A 15,235-nucleotide genomic window follows, 5' to 3' on the forward strand; every position below is an offset into this window, starting at 1 on the left:
AGCTCGGCGTGGTGGCGCTGTTCTTCTCCAACTCCCGCTTGCGCACGGCGATGCTGCGCTGGCAGAAGACCCTGAACCGCGCGATCGGCTCGGTCCTGGTGGGCCTGGGAGTAACTCTGGGCTTCGCCCGCTGAGCCTGCTTCACCCCGCCCGCGCAGCCCGGGCTGTGTCCGGGCGTCGCGAAGCGCGCACTCCGGGGCCCGCTCGGCGCGGCGCGAAGCTGCCCCGGCCCGCTCGACGCGGGCGGGCGACCGCCGTGCCTCACGCGGCGCGAAGCTGCCGTCCCCCGGTGTGTGGGGCCGCCCCCGCATCAATGGGCGGGTGGGTGGGGACAAGCCCGCCGCAGGCGGCCCCCCGCCCCCCTCAGCCCGACGTCTCCGCCGCCACGCGGATAATCGCCCGGACCTGCCCAATAATGTCCACCCGGTTCCGCACGAACTCCTGGTCCGTGATCTCCGTCGTGTTCCCCGCCCCGAACTCCAGCACCGGCGTATGCACATGGCCCCCCGGAATCTCCAGCCCCAACCGGTCCCGCAGCAGCGTCGCCCGGTACGCAATCTCGTTCGAGAGATAGTTGCCGCCGCCACCCGCGCGCGCCGTCGAGCCGGGTGTCGGGCCCCCGGGGCTGACCACCGGTGTCGTGGCGCCCGGCGGGATCTCCGTCACCGTCGTGTTGTCGTACACCGGGAAGCGCCCCCTCTCCGCCGCCACAATCGCCGCGTACGGAAGCGTCGTCGTCGTCCACTGGGGCTGCGACGCCGGATCGGTCACCGGCACCGTCTCCGTGCGCGAGACGTTCTCGTTGTCCCCGAACCCGCCGCGCCACGCGCCGTTGGAGCGCTCGATGTCGATACGGCCCACCCGCCCCTGGCTCACCGTCGTGAACAGGTCGGCCTTCGGCAGCTGCGTGCGCAACGTCCGCTCCACCGTGCCGTCCGCGAAGTCCTGCCAGCGCACGGGGAAGACGGCCGTCTCGATCCGGGCGGGCCCGTCCGCCGTGCGGATCCAGGTGCCGTCCAGCGCCAGCGCAGTCGCCCCGGACGGGTTGCTTATTCGTATGTCGCGGTCCAGCGTGAAGGGGTCGAAGCCCGTCATCACGATCCGCTTGAAGCCCTTGCCCGCGGGGAGGTGCATCGAGTCCTGGCCGCGCGACGAGCGCTCGAGGCGGTCGAGGAGCCGCGCCCGTTCCGTGTCCGTCAGGCCGAACTCCGGCTGCCACTGCCGAAGTTCGCGGGTCATCGCGAGCCGCGCCCAGTACAGCGGCCGGTCGTCGTCCCGGCTCAGATCGCCCCGCGCAGGGCCGCGGCCCTGCGCCCGGTCCACCGCCCGGTCCCACAGCTGCGCGCCCTGCCGTACGACAGCCCGCTCGGCCTGCCGGAAGGACCGCGTCCCCTCCAGCGCCTGCGCGAACCGCGGCGCCACGGTGTCGAATCCGCTGCGCCGCAGGATCTCCTGGGGCACGGCCTTGTCGAGCCGCTGCTCCTCGACAGTGAACGGTGAAGCAGGCGCAGGCGCTGGATCGGCCGCGGCGAGCGGTGAGCCGGTGAGGGCGAGTACGAGGAGGGCAACGCCAACTACGTCCAGGCGCACGCGTATTCGGGACACGGGAATCCTTCCGTCGGGTGGCGGAAGTATCGCGTCCGTGCCGCGCCCCTGGCTACCGCGTCACTCCCGCCGCTCCGGCCGCTGCGACCTCAGCAGCCACCGCCCGCGGCAACCCGGCGAAGCAGCCCGGGACGCGGGGTCCGGGGCGCGGGGTCCGGGGCGCGGAACGCGGGGTCCGGATTAAAGCCCCGGTTCACGACCGTGGTGGCTTCGCCGCCGTGACGTTGCGGTAGGCGATCTCCGCGAGCCGCCCCTGCCCGTTCTTGCTCGGGTGGAACCAGTCCCAGCGGCTCAACTGCTCGCCCTTGAACCGGTAGTCGAAGACCGCCCCGCCGTCGTACCGGCAGCGCAGATCCTTCCCGCAGACATCCTTGAGCACTTCGTTGTACGCCACGACCCGCTCATGCACCCGGTCCCGCCGCTGCTGCGCCTTCACGCTCTCGTCCTCCGCGTTGCCCAGCATGGAGGCGCAGATGCCCAGCTTCCAGATCTGCCGGCCCAGTGGATTGCCGCGCCCGGTCGACCAGAGCCGCTTGAGATCCGGCACGCTCGACACGTACACCTGAGCCTTCGGCGCGCTGCGCCGTAACTGCCGCAGTGCCGCCGTGAAGGAACTCCGGAACTCCTCGACCGGAGTCATCCGATCCGCCGTGTCCGCGCAGGCGTCGTTCGCGCCGACCATCACCGTCACCAGCTCGGGCTTCCGGGCCGCCGCCTGTGTCATCTGCTCGGCCAGGTCCGCCACATCGGCCCCGGAGCGGGCGAAGTTCCAACTGCGCTCCGTAACCGCGGGCTGCCCGATCAGCCGCAGCGCCAGGCTGCGCACCGTGGCGTCCGTGCCGGTCGCCCAGGACACCTCCGGGCAGTCGGAGAGCACCACGCAGGCGTCGAAGCCGCGGGTGATGGAGTCGCCGACGGCGGCGATGGAGTCGGGGCTGCGGTCCCAGACGGGGGTGGGGCTGGGCGACGGCCGCCGCTTGGCGGGGGAGCCGTTGCCGCGCGTATCCGACGCGGAGTCACATCCGGCCAGGGCGCCGGTCGCGAGGAGGACCGCTGCCGTCAGCGCTGCCGCCGCGCTGCGCGAACGGCGCTTCCGGCTCGTCTCCCGCATGCCCAGATCCCCTCCGTATCACCGGTCCGTGACGTCCTGCCGAGTGAAAGCTTGGTGCGTACGGGCTCCCGGACCGACATTACGTCACCCCTTGGCCACCTACTCACGGTAGCTTTTCCCCGTCGACCCAGAGGCATCGTGCCCATCGGCTCCGGTAAATTACATCACGTCACATGCTGTCCCTTTTGTGGAGTTTGACTCCCGATGCTGTTTACTGAGGCCGCTGGGAAAGGCGATCCTCGTCCCACACTGGAGGTCCCGGTGACGACACGTGGCGTTCTGTACGTTCACTCCGCGCCGCGCGCGCTGTGCCCGCACGTCGAATGGGCGGTGGCGGGTGTTCTTGGTGTGCGGGTCCAGCTCGACTGGATCCGCCAGCCCGCGTCGCCCGGCACCTGGAGAGCCGAGTTCTCCTGGCAGGGCGAGGTGGGCACGGCCTCCAAACTCGCCTCGGCGCTGCGCGGCTGGCAGATGCTGCGCTTCGAGGTGACCGCCGAGCCCTGCCCCACGGCGGAGGGCGAGCGCTACAGCGCCACGCCCGGCCTCGGCATCTTTCACGCCGTCACCGGGATCCACGGCGACATCCTGATCCCGGAGGACCGGCTGCGCGCCGCGCTGGCGCGCTCGGCGCAGGGTGAGACGGACCTCGAGGCGGAGATCGCGAAGCTGCTGGGCAAGCCGTGGGACGACGAACTGGAGCCGTTCCGGTACGCGGGGGAGGGCGCGCCGGTCCGCTGGCTCCACCAGGTCGTCTGACGGACGCGAGAGGACACACACGAAAGGGCCCCCACCGCGCGGTGGGGGCCCTTTCGGGTACGAACAGAGGCTCAGCCTGAGTCAGCCGGAGATCAACCGGAGACTCAGACCGTCCGGAACGCCAGGACCACGTTGTGGCCGCCGAAGCCGAACGAGTTGTTGATCGCCGCGACCGTGCCCTGAGGGAGCTTGCGGGGCTCGTTGCGCACGACGTCCGCGTCGACCTCATCGTCGAGGTCGTCGACGTTGATGGTCGGCGGCGCCGTGCGGTGGTACAGCGCCAGCACCGTCGCGACCGTCTCGATGCCGCCCGCGCCGCCCAGCAGATGGCCCGTCATCGACTTCGTGGCGGAGACCGCGACATGGTCGAGCTCGTCGCCCAGGACCTTGCGCAGGGCCTTGATCTCGGCGATGTCGCCCTGTGGGGTGGACGTCGCGTGCGCGTTGAGGTGCACCACTTCGGACGGCTTGAGGTCCGTCGAGTCGAGCAGGTTCTGCAGTGCGGTCGCGATGCCGCGGCCGCTCGGCTCTGGCTGCGCGATGTGGTGGCTGTCCGCGGACAGGCCCTGGCCCAGCACCTCGCAGTAGACCTTCGCGCCGCGCCGCGCGGCGTGCTCGGCCGACTCGAGGATGACGACGCCCGCGCCCTCGCCGAGCACAAAGCCGTCACGGCCCTTGTCGTACGGGCGAGAAGCCTTCTCGGGCTCGTCGTTGTTCTTGGACATCGCCATCATGTTGGCGAACGCCGCGACGGGCAGCGGGTGGATCGCCGCCTCGGTGCCGCCCGCTACGACCACATCGGCACGGCCGGTGCGGATCATCTCGACGGCGTAACCGATGGCCTCGGCGCCGGACGCGCACGCGGAGACCGGAGTGTGCACGCCCGCCTGGGCGTTCACCTCAAGGCCGACGTTGGCGGACGGGCCGTTCGGCATCAGCATTGGAACGGTGTGCGGGGAGACGCGGCGTACGCCCTTCTCCTTGAGCACGTCGTACTGGTCGAGCAGAGTCGTTACGCCACCGATGCCGGAGGCGATGACCGTGCCCAGACGCTCGGGCAGGACCTTCTCGTCCTCGCCCGCGGGAGCGGTGTAGCCGGCGTCGGCCCAGGCCTCGCGCGCGGCGATCAGCGCGAACTGCGCCGAGCGGTCCAGCTTGCGGGCCAGCGGGCGCGGCAGGACCTCGCCCGGGTCGACCGCCGCGGGCGCGGCGATCCGGACCGGGAGGTCGGCGAAGCGCTCGCTGTCGAGGAGCTTCACTCCGGAACGCCCGGCGAGCAGACCCTCCCAGGTCGATGCGCTGTCGCCACCCAACGGTGTGGTTGCGCCGATACCGGTGACGACCACGGTGCGATTGGTCGAGCTCACAGGAATTCTTTCTCCACGTGTAGGGGGGTGCTGAATTGTCACGGCGCCACCGTCAGGTGGCGACAAACGCATTCAGGCTCAGGCCTGGTGCTTCGCGATGTAGTCCGCGGCGTCGCCGACGGTCTTCAGGTTCTTGACGTCGTCGTCCGGGATCTTGACGTCGAAGCGCTCTTCGGCGGCGACGACGACCTCGACCATGGACAGCGAGTCGACGTCCAGGTCGTCGGTGAAGGACTTGTCCAGCTGGACGTCCTCGACCGGGATGCCGGCGATCTCGTTGACGATCTCCGCGAGACCGGTGACGATCTCTTCCTGAGTGGCGGCCATGTGGCGCTCCTTCGGTTTGTATCAGAGGGTGTGGCGTCCGGAAGATCCGGTTGCTTAGGGGAGGGTAACGACCGTCGCGGCGTAGACGAGACCCGCCCCGAAGCCGATGACGAGCGCGGTGTCACCGCTCTTCGCCTGTCCGGTCGCCAGGAGCCGCTCCATCGCGAGCGGGATCGAGGCGGCCGAAGTGTTGCCGGTGGTCTCCACGTCACGGGCGACCGTGACGTGCTCCGGCAGCTTCAGAGTCTTCACCATCGAATCGATGATCCGCATATTGGCCTGGTGCGGAATGAAGACGTCCAGGTCGTCCGCGCTGATTCCGGCCGCGTCCAGCGCCTGCTGGGCGACCTTCGCCATCTCGAACACGGCCCAGCGGAAGACCGCCTGGCCCTCCTGCGTGATCGCCGGAAACTTCTCGACCTTGCCCTCGCGGTAGTCGTCCCACGGCACGGTCTGCTTGATGGTGTCGGACTTGTCGCCCTCGGAACCCCACACGGTCGGGCCGATCTGCGGCTCCTTGGCGGGGCCCACGACGACCGCGCCCGCGCCGTCGCCGAACAGGAAGGCCGTCGCGCGGTCCTCCAGGTCGGTCAGATCGCTCAGCCGCTCGACGCCGATGACGAGCACGTACTCGGCGGAGCCCTCGACGACCATGCCCTTGGCGAGGGTCAGTCCGTAGCCGAAGCCCGCGCAGCCCGCGGAGATGTCGAACGCGGCGGGCTTGATCGCGCCGATCTTGTCCGCGATCTCGGTGGCGATGGCCGGGGTCTGCTTGAAGTGCGAGACGGTGGAGACGATCACGCCGCCGATCTGCTGCGGGCTGATCCCGGAGTCGGCGATCGCCTTGCCGGCCGCCTCGACGGACATCGCGCTCACGGTCTCCTCGGGGGAGGCCCAGTGGCGGGTGGCGATGCCCGAGCGGGAGCGGATCCACTCGTCGGAGGAGTCGATCGTCTCGAGGATCACCTCGTTGGGCACGATCCGGGTCGGGCGGTAGCCACCGACACCCATGATGCGTGCGTACGGGGCGCCCTGGCTGGGCTTGATCTTCGACATGCTCTTACGGCTCCTTGTCAGGAAGAGTGCTCGGCGACGAGCGTGCGGGCCGCGTCGAGGTCGTCGGGGGTCTTGAGCGCGAGTGTCTGCACGCCCGGCAGGGCGCGCTTGGCGAGGCCGGTGAGAGTGCCGCCGGGGCAGACCTCGATCAGACCGGTGACGCCCTGCTCCTTGAAGGTCTCCATGCACAGGTCCCAGCGGACCGGGTTGGCGACCTGGCCGACCAGCCGGGCGATGACCTCGTCGCCGGTGGAGACCGTGCGGCCGTCCTTGTTCGAGACGTACGGCAGGACCGGGTCGGAGACCGTGAGGTCCGCGGCGGCTTCCTGGAGGGTCGCGATCGCGGGCGCCATGTGGTGCGTGTGGAACGCACCGGCCACCTTCAGAGCGATCACGCGCGCCTTCTCCGGCTTGTCCTCGGCCAGCGCGGCGAGTTGCCCGGCGGTGCCGGCGGCGACGATCTGACCGGCGCCGTTCACATTCGCCGGGGTCAGGCCGAGCTTTTCGAGGTGGGCGACGACCTGCTCGGGGTCGCCGCCGAGGACGGCCGCCATGCCGGTCTCGGTGACCGCCGCGGCCTCGGCCATCGCCAGTCCGCGCGTGCGTACGAAACCGAGCGCGGCGGCGTCTTCGATGACACCCGCGAACACGGCCGCGGTGATCTCGCCGACGCTGTGGCCCGCGACGGCGCCGGGCCGCACAGCACCCAGCGCGTCGGCCGACAGCAGGCCGGCGGCAACCAGGAGCGGCTGTGCCACGGCGGTGTCGCGGATCTCGTCCGCGTCGGCCTTCGTGCCGTAGTGGGCAAGGTCGAGCCCGATGGCGTCCGACCAGGCCGCGATGCGGTCGGCGGCGCCGGGGAGGTCGAGCCAGGGAGTAAGGAAGCCGGGCGTCTGAGCGCCTTGGCCGGGAGCGACGAGTACGAGCACCCTCACACTCTCTCTTGTGGACGGCTCAAACCGCCCGTGGGGACAGGGACCAAGAACCGTCAGGGGAATTGTTAGTCTTCGACAAAAGTCTAGGACTGCGAATCCCCGTCGGCCAGACGCCCCAGGATCAGCGCGATTCGCAGAGTGAACGCGGAGCGCACATCGGAGGGTGACCAGCCGGTGACGTCGGTCACACGTCGCAGCCGGTAGCGCACGGTGTTGGGGTGGACGAAGAGCATCCGGGCGGCGCCCTCGAGACTGCTCGCCTGCTCGAGATAGACGCTCAGTGTTTCCAGTAGCGCCGACCCCGCTTCTTCCAGCGGTCTGTAGATCTCCTCCACCAATTGCTCACGCGCGGCAGGGTCTGACGCGATCGCGCGCTCCGGCAGCAGATCGTCCGCCAGGACCGGGCGGGGCGCGTCCTGCCAGGCCGAGCACGCCTTGAGCCCGGCGGCCGCAGCCTGCGCGGACCTGGTCGCGGCGAGCAGGTCGGGGACAACGGGGCCCGCGACCACGGGTCCGGCCGCATAAGGCCCGATCAGCCCCTTGGCGACGTGCAGCGGGTTGTCGCTGCCGCCCGCGATGACGACGAGCCGGTCGCCGAGGACTCCGGTGAGGACCTGCAGCTTGGCGTGCCGGGCGGCCCGGCGGATCGCCTCGACGGTCAGCTCGCTGTCCCCGTCGGGCGCGGTGCCGAGGATGACGCAGACATGCTCCGGTGAGTTCCAGCCGAGCGCGGCGGCGCGGGAGACCGCGCCCTCGTCGGCCTCGCCGGACAGTACGGCGTTCACGACGAGGGATTCCAGGCGGGCGTCCCAGGCGCCGCGTGCCTCGGCGGCCTGCGCGTACACCTGGGCGGTCGCGAAGGCGATCTCGCGCGCGTAGACGAGGAGGGCCTCGCGCAGCACGGACTCGTCTCCGGGGGCGGCCACTTCCTCGATCGCCGACTCCATGACCTCGATGGTGGTACGCACCATCTCGACGGTCTGGCGCAGCGTGATCGCCCGGGTCAGCTCGCGCGGCGCTGTGCCGAAGACATCGGTCGAGATCGCCTGCGGGGTCTCCGGATGCCGGAACCACTCGGTGAACGCGGCGATGCCGGCCTGGGCGACCAGACCGATCCACGACCGGTTCTCCGGGGGCATCGCCCGGTACCACGGCAGCGTCTCGTCCATGCGTGCAATGGCGTTCGCGGCAAGCCGGCCGGAGGACTGCTCCAGGCGGCGCAGGGTCGCGGGATGTGGGTGGGGGACGTTCGCTGCAGGTTCGGGCACGGGACAAGACTGCCTTATCGGGACGGGTGCACGGAGTGGCGGGGCCTGCTTCTTCGCTCCCTGGCAGACGCCGCGCGGGTCTACGGTGGACCCGTGATTGACGTACGGCGCTCCGCCGACCGCTTCCGCGGCGGCGACCCCGCCTCGGGCATCGAGTCCCTGCACGCCTTCTCCTTCGGGCGCCATTACGACCCCGACAACCTCCGCTTCGGCGCGATCCTCGCCTGCAACGAGGAACGTCTCGAGCCGGGCGCGGGCTTCGACGAGCATCCGCACAGCCACACCGAGATCGTCACCTGGGTCGTCGAGGGCGAGCTCACCCACCGCGACTCGGCGGGCCACGCGACGGTGGTCGGGCCCGGGGACGTCCAGCGGCTCAGCTCGGCGGGCGGGGTGCGGCATGTGGAGCGCAACGACGGGGACGCGCCGCTGGTCTTCGTACAGATGTGGCTCGCGCCACTGTCACCGGGCGGCGACGCTTCGTACGAGATCGTGCACGGCATCGCGGACTCGACGCCGTACGCGCTGCCCGAGGCGGGCGCGATGCTCCATGTCCGCCGCCTCGCCCCGGGCGAACGCACGGCGGTCCCGGACGCGGCGGCTGTGTACGTCCATGTGGTGCGGGGTGAAGTGCGGCTGGGCGACGCGGAGTTGGGGCCGGGTGACGCGGCGCGTATCACGGACGCGGACGGCTTGGTGCTGGCTGCGGCGGAGGCTGCCGAGGTCCTGCTCTGGGAGCTGAACGAGGCGAATTCAAGCCCCGTCGGCGTCTGAGGCGTGGGGGTCCCCCAGGCCCGCAGGACGTAGGGGGAGGGTCCGGGGCGGAGCCCCGGTTCACCCTCGGCGCAGCTCGGCGAGCACCGCATCGGTGAACGGCGGCCAGGCCTCGACCGCCCACGGTCCGAACGCCCGGTCCGTGAGCGCCACGCACGCGGTCCGCGCGTCCGGGTCGATCCACAGGAACGTGCCCGACTGGCCGAAGTGCCCGAAGGTCCGCGGTGAGGACGAACTGCCCGTCCAGTGCGGGGACTTGGCGTCCCGGATCTCGAAGCCGAGTCCCCAGTCGTTGGGCTTCTGGTGCCCGTAGCCGGGGAGGATCCCGGACAGGCCGGGGTGTACGACCGTCATCGCCTCCAGCACCGTTCGGGCGTCAAGGAGACGCGGTGCCTGCACCTCCGCGGCGAAGCGCACCAGGTCGTCGACCGTCGAGACGCCGTCCTTCGCCGGCGAGCCGTCCAGGGTGGTCGCCGTCATCCCCAGCGGCTCGAGCACCGCCTGGTGCAGATACTCCGCGAACGGGATCTCCGTCGCCTTGGCGATGTGGTCGGCGAGCACCTCGAAACCCGCGTTGGAGTACAGCCGGCGGGTGCCGGGCGGGGCCGTCACGCGGTGCTCGTCGAAGGCCAGGCCCGAGGTGTGGGCGAGAAGATGACGGACCGTCGAGCCGTCGGGGCCCGCCGGTTCGTCGAGTTCGACCGCCCCCTCCTCGTACGCCACGAGGGCCGCGTAGGCCGCGAGCGGCTTGGTGACGGAGGCGAGCGGGAAGCGGTGCGAGGTGGGGCCGTACGAACCGGCGACCGTGCCGTCCGCTCGTACGACGGCGGCCGCCGCGGTCGGTACCGGCCAGTTCTCGATCATCGCCAGGCTCTGCATGTGTACGAGCCTAAAGGGTCAGTCTCATCGCGGGATCGGGGGTGCGGACGAAGCCGAGAGAGGCGTACAGCGGCTCGCCGTCGGAGGAGGCGCGCAGGTCGATCTTGGGTACGCCGCGCTCGCGGAACCAGGCCAGCAGCTCCTCCATGCAGGCGCGGGAGTAGCCGCGGCGCCGCAGGTCCGGGTCGGTGGCCACACTGAACACATAGCCGGACATGCCGTGCGGATTGCCCGGACCGCCGAGCCGGTATTCGATCGTGCCGACCGCGCACGCCGCCAGGCCGCCAGGGCGCTCGACGACGAACGCCGTCAGGTCACCGGCCGGGTCGGCGAGCTTCTTGCGCAGGGTGTCGACGGCGGCGGGCTGCCAGCTGACGTCGGGATTCGGCCCGAGATGCGAGTCCTGCATGACCTTGCGGAGGCGGACCAGCTCTTCGGCGTCCTCCGGGGTGGCGCGGCGGGCGAGGCTCATGCGACCGGAGGCTAATCGGGGACGCACGAAAACTGCCATCGGTTTCTGCTTGCTTGGAGTGCACTCCAGGGTTCTAGCGTTGAAGGCATGACGCTGATCGAGACCAAGCCGGACCGGACGGACATCTGCGCCTCTGCGCCCCGTGCGCATCCCCGCCCCGAGGGGCAGGACCGCTACACGATCAGCGAGGTCGTCGCCTTCACCGGCCTCACCGCGCACACCCTGCGCTGGTACGAGCGGATCGGGCTGATGCCGCACGTCGACAGGTCGCACACCGGACAGCGGCGCTTCACCAACCGCGATCTGGACTGGCTCGCCTTTGTCGGCAAGCTGCGGCTGACCGGGATGCCGGTCGCGGACATGGTCCGCTACGCCGAGCTGGTGCGGGAGGGCGAGCACACCTTCGAGGCACGGCAGGAGCTGCTGGAGCAGACGCGGCGCGACGTCCGGTCGCGTATCGCGGAGCTCCAGGACACGCTCGCCGTGCTGGACCACAAGATCGGCTTTTACGCGGACGCCCGGCAGGCGTCGGAGAGGCTCTGAATCTGATGAGCAACAGCAAGATCGCACAGGTGCGGCTCGGGAGCGGCGGACCCCTGGTCGGCGTGCAGGGCCTTGGCTGCATGGGCATGAGCGAGTTCTACGGAGAGACCGACCTGGCTGCCGCCCGGGACACCTTGGAGGCGGCGCTGGAGGCGGGCGTCACGCTCTTCGACACCGCGGACGTGTACGGACGCGGGGCGAACGAGGAGTTCCTCGCGCCGTTCGTCGGAGCGCACCGCGACGAGATCACGCTGGCGACGAAGTTCGCCATAGAGCGGACCGACGACCCGCACTACCGGGGTGTCCGCAACGACGGCGCGTACATCCGGCAGGCCGTCGAGGACAGCCTGCGGCGTCTGAAGACCGACGTCATCGACGTCTACTACATGCACCGACGCGACCCGGCCGTGCCGTTCGCCGAGTCCGTCGGCGCGATGGCCGAACTGGTCGAGCAGGGCAAGGTCAGGCACCTCGGGCTGAGTGAGGTCACCGGCGCGGAACTGCGTGAGGCGCAGGCCGTGCACCCCATCGCCGCGCTGCAGTCGGAGTGGTCGCTGTTCAGCCGGGACGTGGAACGCAGCGCGGTGGGCGCGGCGGCGGAGCTCGGTGTCGCCTTCGTGCCGTACTCACCGCTCGGCCGGGGCTTTCTGACCGGCGCGTTCACGGACGCCGGCAAGGACCTGTCTCAGGGCGACTTCCGCCAGTACCAGCCGCGCTTCACCGGCGACAACGCCAAGACGAACGCGGCGCTGCTGGAACCGGTCCACAAGATCGCGGCGGCGCACGGGGCGACGGCCGCGCAGGTCGCCCTCGCCTGGGTGCACCAGCGGGCCGATGTGCACTCGCTCGCCGTGGTCCCGATCCCCGGCACCCGCAAGACCAGCCGACTGCTCGAGAACGTCGGCGCGACCCGGCTGACGCTGACCGCCGACGAGCTGGCGGTGCTGGAGCCGATCGCCGGGCTGGTGGCGGGGGACAGGTACCCGGACATGTCGTCGACCTCGGCGGCCCGCGAGTAGCCCGTACGCCGGGCGCGAAGAAGGCTGGTGACACCGAGGACGGGCCCGCGAAGGCGGCAACGCCCCGCCGACCCGCCCCCGGTGGCCCTCACAACTGCGCGAGCAGCTCCGCCTTCTTGGCGCTGAACTCCTCGTCCGTCACCAGACCCGCCTGGTGCAGCTCCCCGAGGTGCCGTATCCGCTCCGCGATATCGGCCGGGTCTCTCCGCCCCGCCCGCAGCGCCGGTACAGGCGCCGAGCCGGTATTCCGTACGGATTCGAGCACTGCGGCCGCGAACGGCAGCGACTCGTGCACCGGCCCGTACCTCAGCCCGAACAGCACCGCGGCCGGGTCCTGGTCCACCTGCGCGGGCCTGGCCCCCTCGTCGCCGGGTTCGTCGCCCCGCAGTAGCAGCCGCAGATACCCGTCGAACGCCTCCGGCGAGCGCCACTCGACCCCGCTCAGCTCCCCGACCGGGTAACTCTGGTCGCCCGCCTTCCACTTGGCGGACGACGCGCCCGTCCAGGACCAGCGGAATGCGACGTGCGAGCCGTCGAAGGAGGCCTTTCCGTCGTACGCCTTGAAGCCCAGCGGGGCTTCGGGCGCGGCCACGGCGTACCGCTCGGCGGGCTTGTCCGCGTCCGCGGGGAGCAGGCCCCGCAGTTCGTCGGCGTAGTACTCGGCGAGCGTCTCCCGCTCCGCGGGCAGCACAAGACGGTACGGGTCGCAGCCCTCCTTCAGCTGCCCGGCCGCGGCCTCCATCAGCGGATCCGCGCCGGGTCTGGGCACAGCGTGCAGCACCACCGTGCCGCGCTTGCCCGGGGAGAGTGTCACCGACGCCAACGCCTCGTGGGGGATACGGCGTTCGCGAAGCGTCTGGAACAGCTTCGGCGTGCGGAGCCCCCGTTCGAAGCGGATGAGCACGGAGTCGGTCTCGAACTCCCAGGTGGCTTGAATTCCGGCCAGCACATCACCCATGCGCCTCATCGTAGGCGGCGTGCGCCCGCGCGTCTGCATCGGTGCGAGGCCCGATTCGCGACGCTCTACGCGCGTCAGGCCGCCTCGTTGCCGTAAATACCACTGCGGCATGTGTCATCTTCGCTCGCGCAGCTCACGCTGCCGTACGAACCGACCCCTATCTCCGCGAAGTTGCTGACGCTCTCCGTACCCGGCTCGAAATAGCCTGCGTGGCCGGCCGCGCCGGCCGCGGACAGCACCCGTGCGCCGAACGCCGGTGTCACCGGGTCCTCGCCGTGCCCGAGGCCGCCGACTTCGAGATGCGGTACCCCCTGGATCCAGTCGTCGCTGTCCCGCATCGCCCAGACCCGGGCGTGTGAGTGCAGTCCGGCGACGTTCTGGGCGCGCATGCCGGGGCTGCCGGCCACCGCTATGTCGTCCACCCGGGCGGGCAGTTCGCCAGCAGCGACCCCGCAGACGACGGAGCCGTAACTGTGGCAGAACAGCGCGACCCTGGAGTCGCCGGGCAGTGCGCTCGCAAGCGCGTTCAGCCGGGTCGCGCCGCTCGCGGCGAGGCGGCCGATGGCCGAGTCCATGCCGACGCCGACGGGCGCGGTGTAGTCGGCCCAGGCGATGACGGCGGTACGCGTACGAGGGGACGCGGCCCGCTGGGCCGCGTACAGCGACTGCGCCATGCCGACCGGCGCGGTGTACTTGCGGGTCGTCTTCTGGAAGGTGAGCAGATTGGTGTCGACGCCGGGAACGATCACCGAGACGCGCTCGGCGCGGTCGAGGTCGCCGAGCACCTCGGCGACCTTGCCGGGCCCGGACGGGTCGAAGGCGAGGATCTGCCGGTCGGCGCTCATCAGTGCCTTGAAGCGGTGCATACGACGGATGGCCTCGCGCTGGCCGTCCGCGGTGAGGTTGGGGTCGTTCACGCGCTTGCGCTCGAGCTCGAGCGAGTGCGCGAGCGCCTTGCGGTTGGCGCGGTAGCGCAGGGTGACCGGGGCGCCGTTGAGATTGCCGACGACGAGCGGGTACTGGTCGGCGAGTCGGGACCGCTGGGCACTGCCGAGCGAGCCGAAGAAGGCGGCCAGCCGATGCGGCGCCGAGTCGGCCCCGGGCAGCGTCCGTGCTCCTATCCGGCCCTTGGTCCAGCCGGCCAGTTCGGCCTCGAGAGCGTTGCGGGGACCGCCCTGATGTCGTACGGCGGTCCAGCCGGTGGTCGCCAGCATGATGAACACGACCGCGAGGGCGAGGAGGGCGCGCCAGGCGGTCAAGGTGGGGGAGGAGTCGAAGGAAGTCACTGCGGGACACCCTAGGAGACGCGTGAGGGCGCTCGCGAAGACCGTGAGACAGATCACGTGTTCCTGGGGGATTGAGGGGAAGCCCGTCACATTCCGTGCGCGCGAGGCGTACGCTCCGGCGCGGACCGCGGCCGGTACCTACGTGTTGCCCGAACGGGCAGCCCGCGCCCGCCAGTTCTCCGCCAGCGCCGGGCCGAGGTGGTCCAGGTACGTCTCCGTCAGGCTCCTGAGCGCCTCCATGCTCGCGTCCTCGCCCTGGCCCCACAGCCGGCCCGTCACCCGCATCACCCCGCTGAACGCCGCCACCGCGACCCGTGGCCTCGGGTCCACGTTCACGTCCAGGCCCTCGCGGTCCGCGATCAGGCGGGCGATCTCCTCCTCGACCTCCGTGGAGCGCCGCAGATGGACGGCGAGCAGCACGGGCGTCGACTCGATCAGCTGGTAGCTGCGCATATGCAGATCGAGGGGGATGATCGCCTCGATCGCCTCGCCGATCGTGTCCCACGCCCCCAGCACCGCGTTCCGCAGTGCCTCGAACGGCCCCTCCCGCGCGGGCCGTTCGCGCACCGCCGCGATGAAGTGGGACTCGGCGAGCTGTTGGACGGCGAACGCAGCCTCCTCCTTGTTGGCGAAGTACCGGAAGAACGTGCGCTGGGAAACCTCGACAGCGTCCGCGATTTCGTCGACGGTCGTCTGCTCGTACCCCTTGGTCGTGAAGAGCTCCAGCGCGGCGCGCACCAGCGCGTCACGGGTCCGCTGCTTCTTGCGCTCCCGCAGCCCTGTCGGCTCGACCGTCACTTCACCTGGTCCTCTTCTCGGCACTTCGGCCGGCTCAGCCTACCTGTGAGCTTTGTGACAGTTACCGACTTGTGATTTGGT

17 protein-coding genes are annotated in these 15,235 nt (G+C 70.7%); 5 read left to right on the forward strand and 12 right to left on the reverse strand.

The window, feature by feature from the left end:
• Positions 1-8 precede the first annotated feature (8 nt).
• Positions 9-134: a hypothetical protein gene (locus ACH492_RS21850; RefSeq protein WP_398988955.1), complete on the forward strand. Its 126-nt coding sequence runs from the start codon at positions 9-11 to the stop codon at positions 132-134.
• A 229-nt stretch (positions 135-363) separates the two neighbouring features.
• On the opposite strand, the gene ACH492_RS21855 is transcribed toward ACH492_RS21850, so the two are convergent.
• Positions 364-1,605, reverse strand: coding sequence for a pyroglutamyl peptidase (locus ACH492_RS21855; protein WP_398988956.1), 1,242 nt, complete (start codon positions 1,603-1,605; stop codon positions 364-366).
• 193 nt (positions 1,606-1,798) lie between these two features.
• Complete coding sequence (locus tag ACH492_RS21860; protein ID WP_398988958.1) at positions 1,799-2,716, reverse strand: SGNH/GDSL hydrolase family protein; 918 nt, start codon at positions 2,714-2,716, stop codon at positions 1,799-1,801.
• 261 nt (positions 2,717-2,977) lie between these two features.
• Here ACH492_RS21860 and ACH492_RS21865 point away from each other — a divergent pair, with 261 nt between their 5' ends.
• Entirely contained in the window at positions 2,978-3,472 is a 495-nt protein-coding gene (locus tag ACH492_RS21865) for a DUF3145 domain-containing protein (RefSeq protein ID WP_398988960.1), read from the forward strand.
• A gap of 104 nt (positions 3,473-3,576) precedes the next feature.
• Here ACH492_RS21865 and fabF read toward each other — a convergent pair whose 3' ends face one another.
• From fabF to ACH492_RS21890, 5 genes are all read right to left on the reverse strand, one after another.
• The gene (gene fabF / locus ACH492_RS21870; protein ID WP_398988962.1) at positions 3,577-4,839 is read right to left on the reverse strand and encodes a beta-ketoacyl-ACP synthase II; all 1,263 of its coding nucleotides are present in this window, start codon (positions 4,837-4,839) and stop codon (positions 3,577-3,579) included.
• A gap of 78 nt (positions 4,840-4,917) precedes the next feature.
• On the reverse strand, positions 4,918-5,166 hold the full coding sequence (locus ACH492_RS21875) for an acyl carrier protein (protein ID WP_078077492.1): 249 nt from the start codon (positions 5,164-5,166) through the stop codon (positions 4,918-4,920).
• A gap of 54 nt (positions 5,167-5,220) precedes the next feature.
• Positions 5,221-6,222, reverse strand: coding sequence for a ketoacyl-ACP synthase III (locus ACH492_RS21880; protein ID WP_398988964.1), 1,002 nt, complete (start codon positions 6,220-6,222; stop codon positions 5,221-5,223).
• 17 nt (positions 6,223-6,239) lie between these two features.
• Entirely contained in the window at positions 6,240-7,151 is a 912-nt protein-coding gene (locus ACH492_RS21885; RefSeq protein WP_398988966.1) for an ACP S-malonyltransferase, read from the reverse strand.
• A gap of 89 nt (positions 7,152-7,240) precedes the next feature.
• Positions 7,241-8,425, reverse strand: coding sequence for a PucR family transcriptional regulator (locus ACH492_RS21890; RefSeq protein WP_398988968.1), 1,185 nt, complete (start codon positions 8,423-8,425; stop codon positions 7,241-7,243).
• A gap of 93 nt (positions 8,426-8,518) precedes the next feature.
• Here ACH492_RS21890 and ACH492_RS21895 point away from each other — a divergent pair, with 93 nt between their 5' ends.
• Positions 8,519-9,199, forward strand: a complete 681-nt coding sequence (locus ACH492_RS21895) for a pirin family protein (protein ID WP_398988970.1) — start codon at positions 8,519-8,521, stop codon at positions 9,197-9,199.
• A 60-nt stretch (positions 9,200-9,259) separates the two neighbouring features.
• Here the strand turns inward: ACH492_RS21895 and ACH492_RS21900 are convergent, their stop codons facing one another.
• Together ACH492_RS21900 and ACH492_RS21905 are read right to left on the reverse strand one after the other, a co-directional pair.
• The gene (locus ACH492_RS21900) at positions 9,260-10,078 is read right to left on the reverse strand and encodes a serine hydrolase domain-containing protein (protein ID WP_398988972.1); all 819 of its coding nucleotides are present in this window, start codon (positions 10,076-10,078) and stop codon (positions 9,260-9,262) included.
• A gap of 10 nt (positions 10,079-10,088) precedes the next feature.
• Positions 10,089-10,550, reverse strand: coding sequence for a GNAT family N-acetyltransferase (locus ACH492_RS21905; protein ID WP_398988974.1), 462 nt, complete (start codon positions 10,548-10,550; stop codon positions 10,089-10,091).
• Positions 10,551-10,637: 87 nt separating this feature from the next.
• On the opposite strand from ACH492_RS21905, the gene ACH492_RS21910 reads away from it, so the two are divergent.
• Together ACH492_RS21910 and ACH492_RS21915 are read left to right on the forward strand one after the other, a co-directional pair.
• Positions 10,638-11,093, forward strand: coding sequence for a MerR family transcriptional regulator (locus tag ACH492_RS21910; protein WP_398988976.1), 456 nt, complete (start codon positions 10,638-10,640; stop codon positions 11,091-11,093).
• A 5-nt stretch (positions 11,094-11,098) separates the two neighbouring features.
• A complete protein-coding gene (locus tag ACH492_RS21915; RefSeq protein ID WP_398988978.1) occupies positions 11,099-12,112 on the forward strand; it encodes an aldo/keto reductase in 1,014 nt (337 codons plus the stop codon).
• An 88-nt stretch (positions 12,113-12,200) separates the two neighbouring features.
• On the opposite strand, the gene ACH492_RS21920 is transcribed toward ACH492_RS21915, so the two are convergent.
• From ACH492_RS21920 to ACH492_RS21930, 3 genes are all read right to left on the reverse strand, one after another.
• Positions 12,201-13,070, reverse strand: a complete 870-nt coding sequence (locus tag ACH492_RS21920) for a DUF4429 domain-containing protein (RefSeq protein WP_398988980.1) — start codon at positions 13,068-13,070, stop codon at positions 12,201-12,203.
• Between the two features lie 74 nt (positions 13,071-13,144).
• Complete coding sequence (locus ACH492_RS21925) at positions 13,145-14,356, reverse strand: alpha/beta hydrolase (RefSeq protein WP_398988982.1); 1,212 nt, start codon at positions 14,354-14,356, stop codon at positions 13,145-13,147.
• Between the two features lie 138 nt (positions 14,357-14,494).
• Positions 14,495-15,154: a TetR/AcrR family transcriptional regulator gene (locus ACH492_RS21930; RefSeq protein WP_398988984.1), complete on the reverse strand. Its 660-nt coding sequence runs from the start codon at positions 15,152-15,154 to the stop codon at positions 14,495-14,497.
• Between the last annotated feature and the right edge of the window lie 81 nt (positions 15,155-15,235).

Origin of the sequence: Streptomyces sp. NPDC019443 (assembly GCF_044389785.1) — a bacterium.
Taxonomy (GTDB): Bacteria; Actinomycetota; Actinomycetes; order Streptomycetales; family Streptomycetaceae; genus Streptomyces.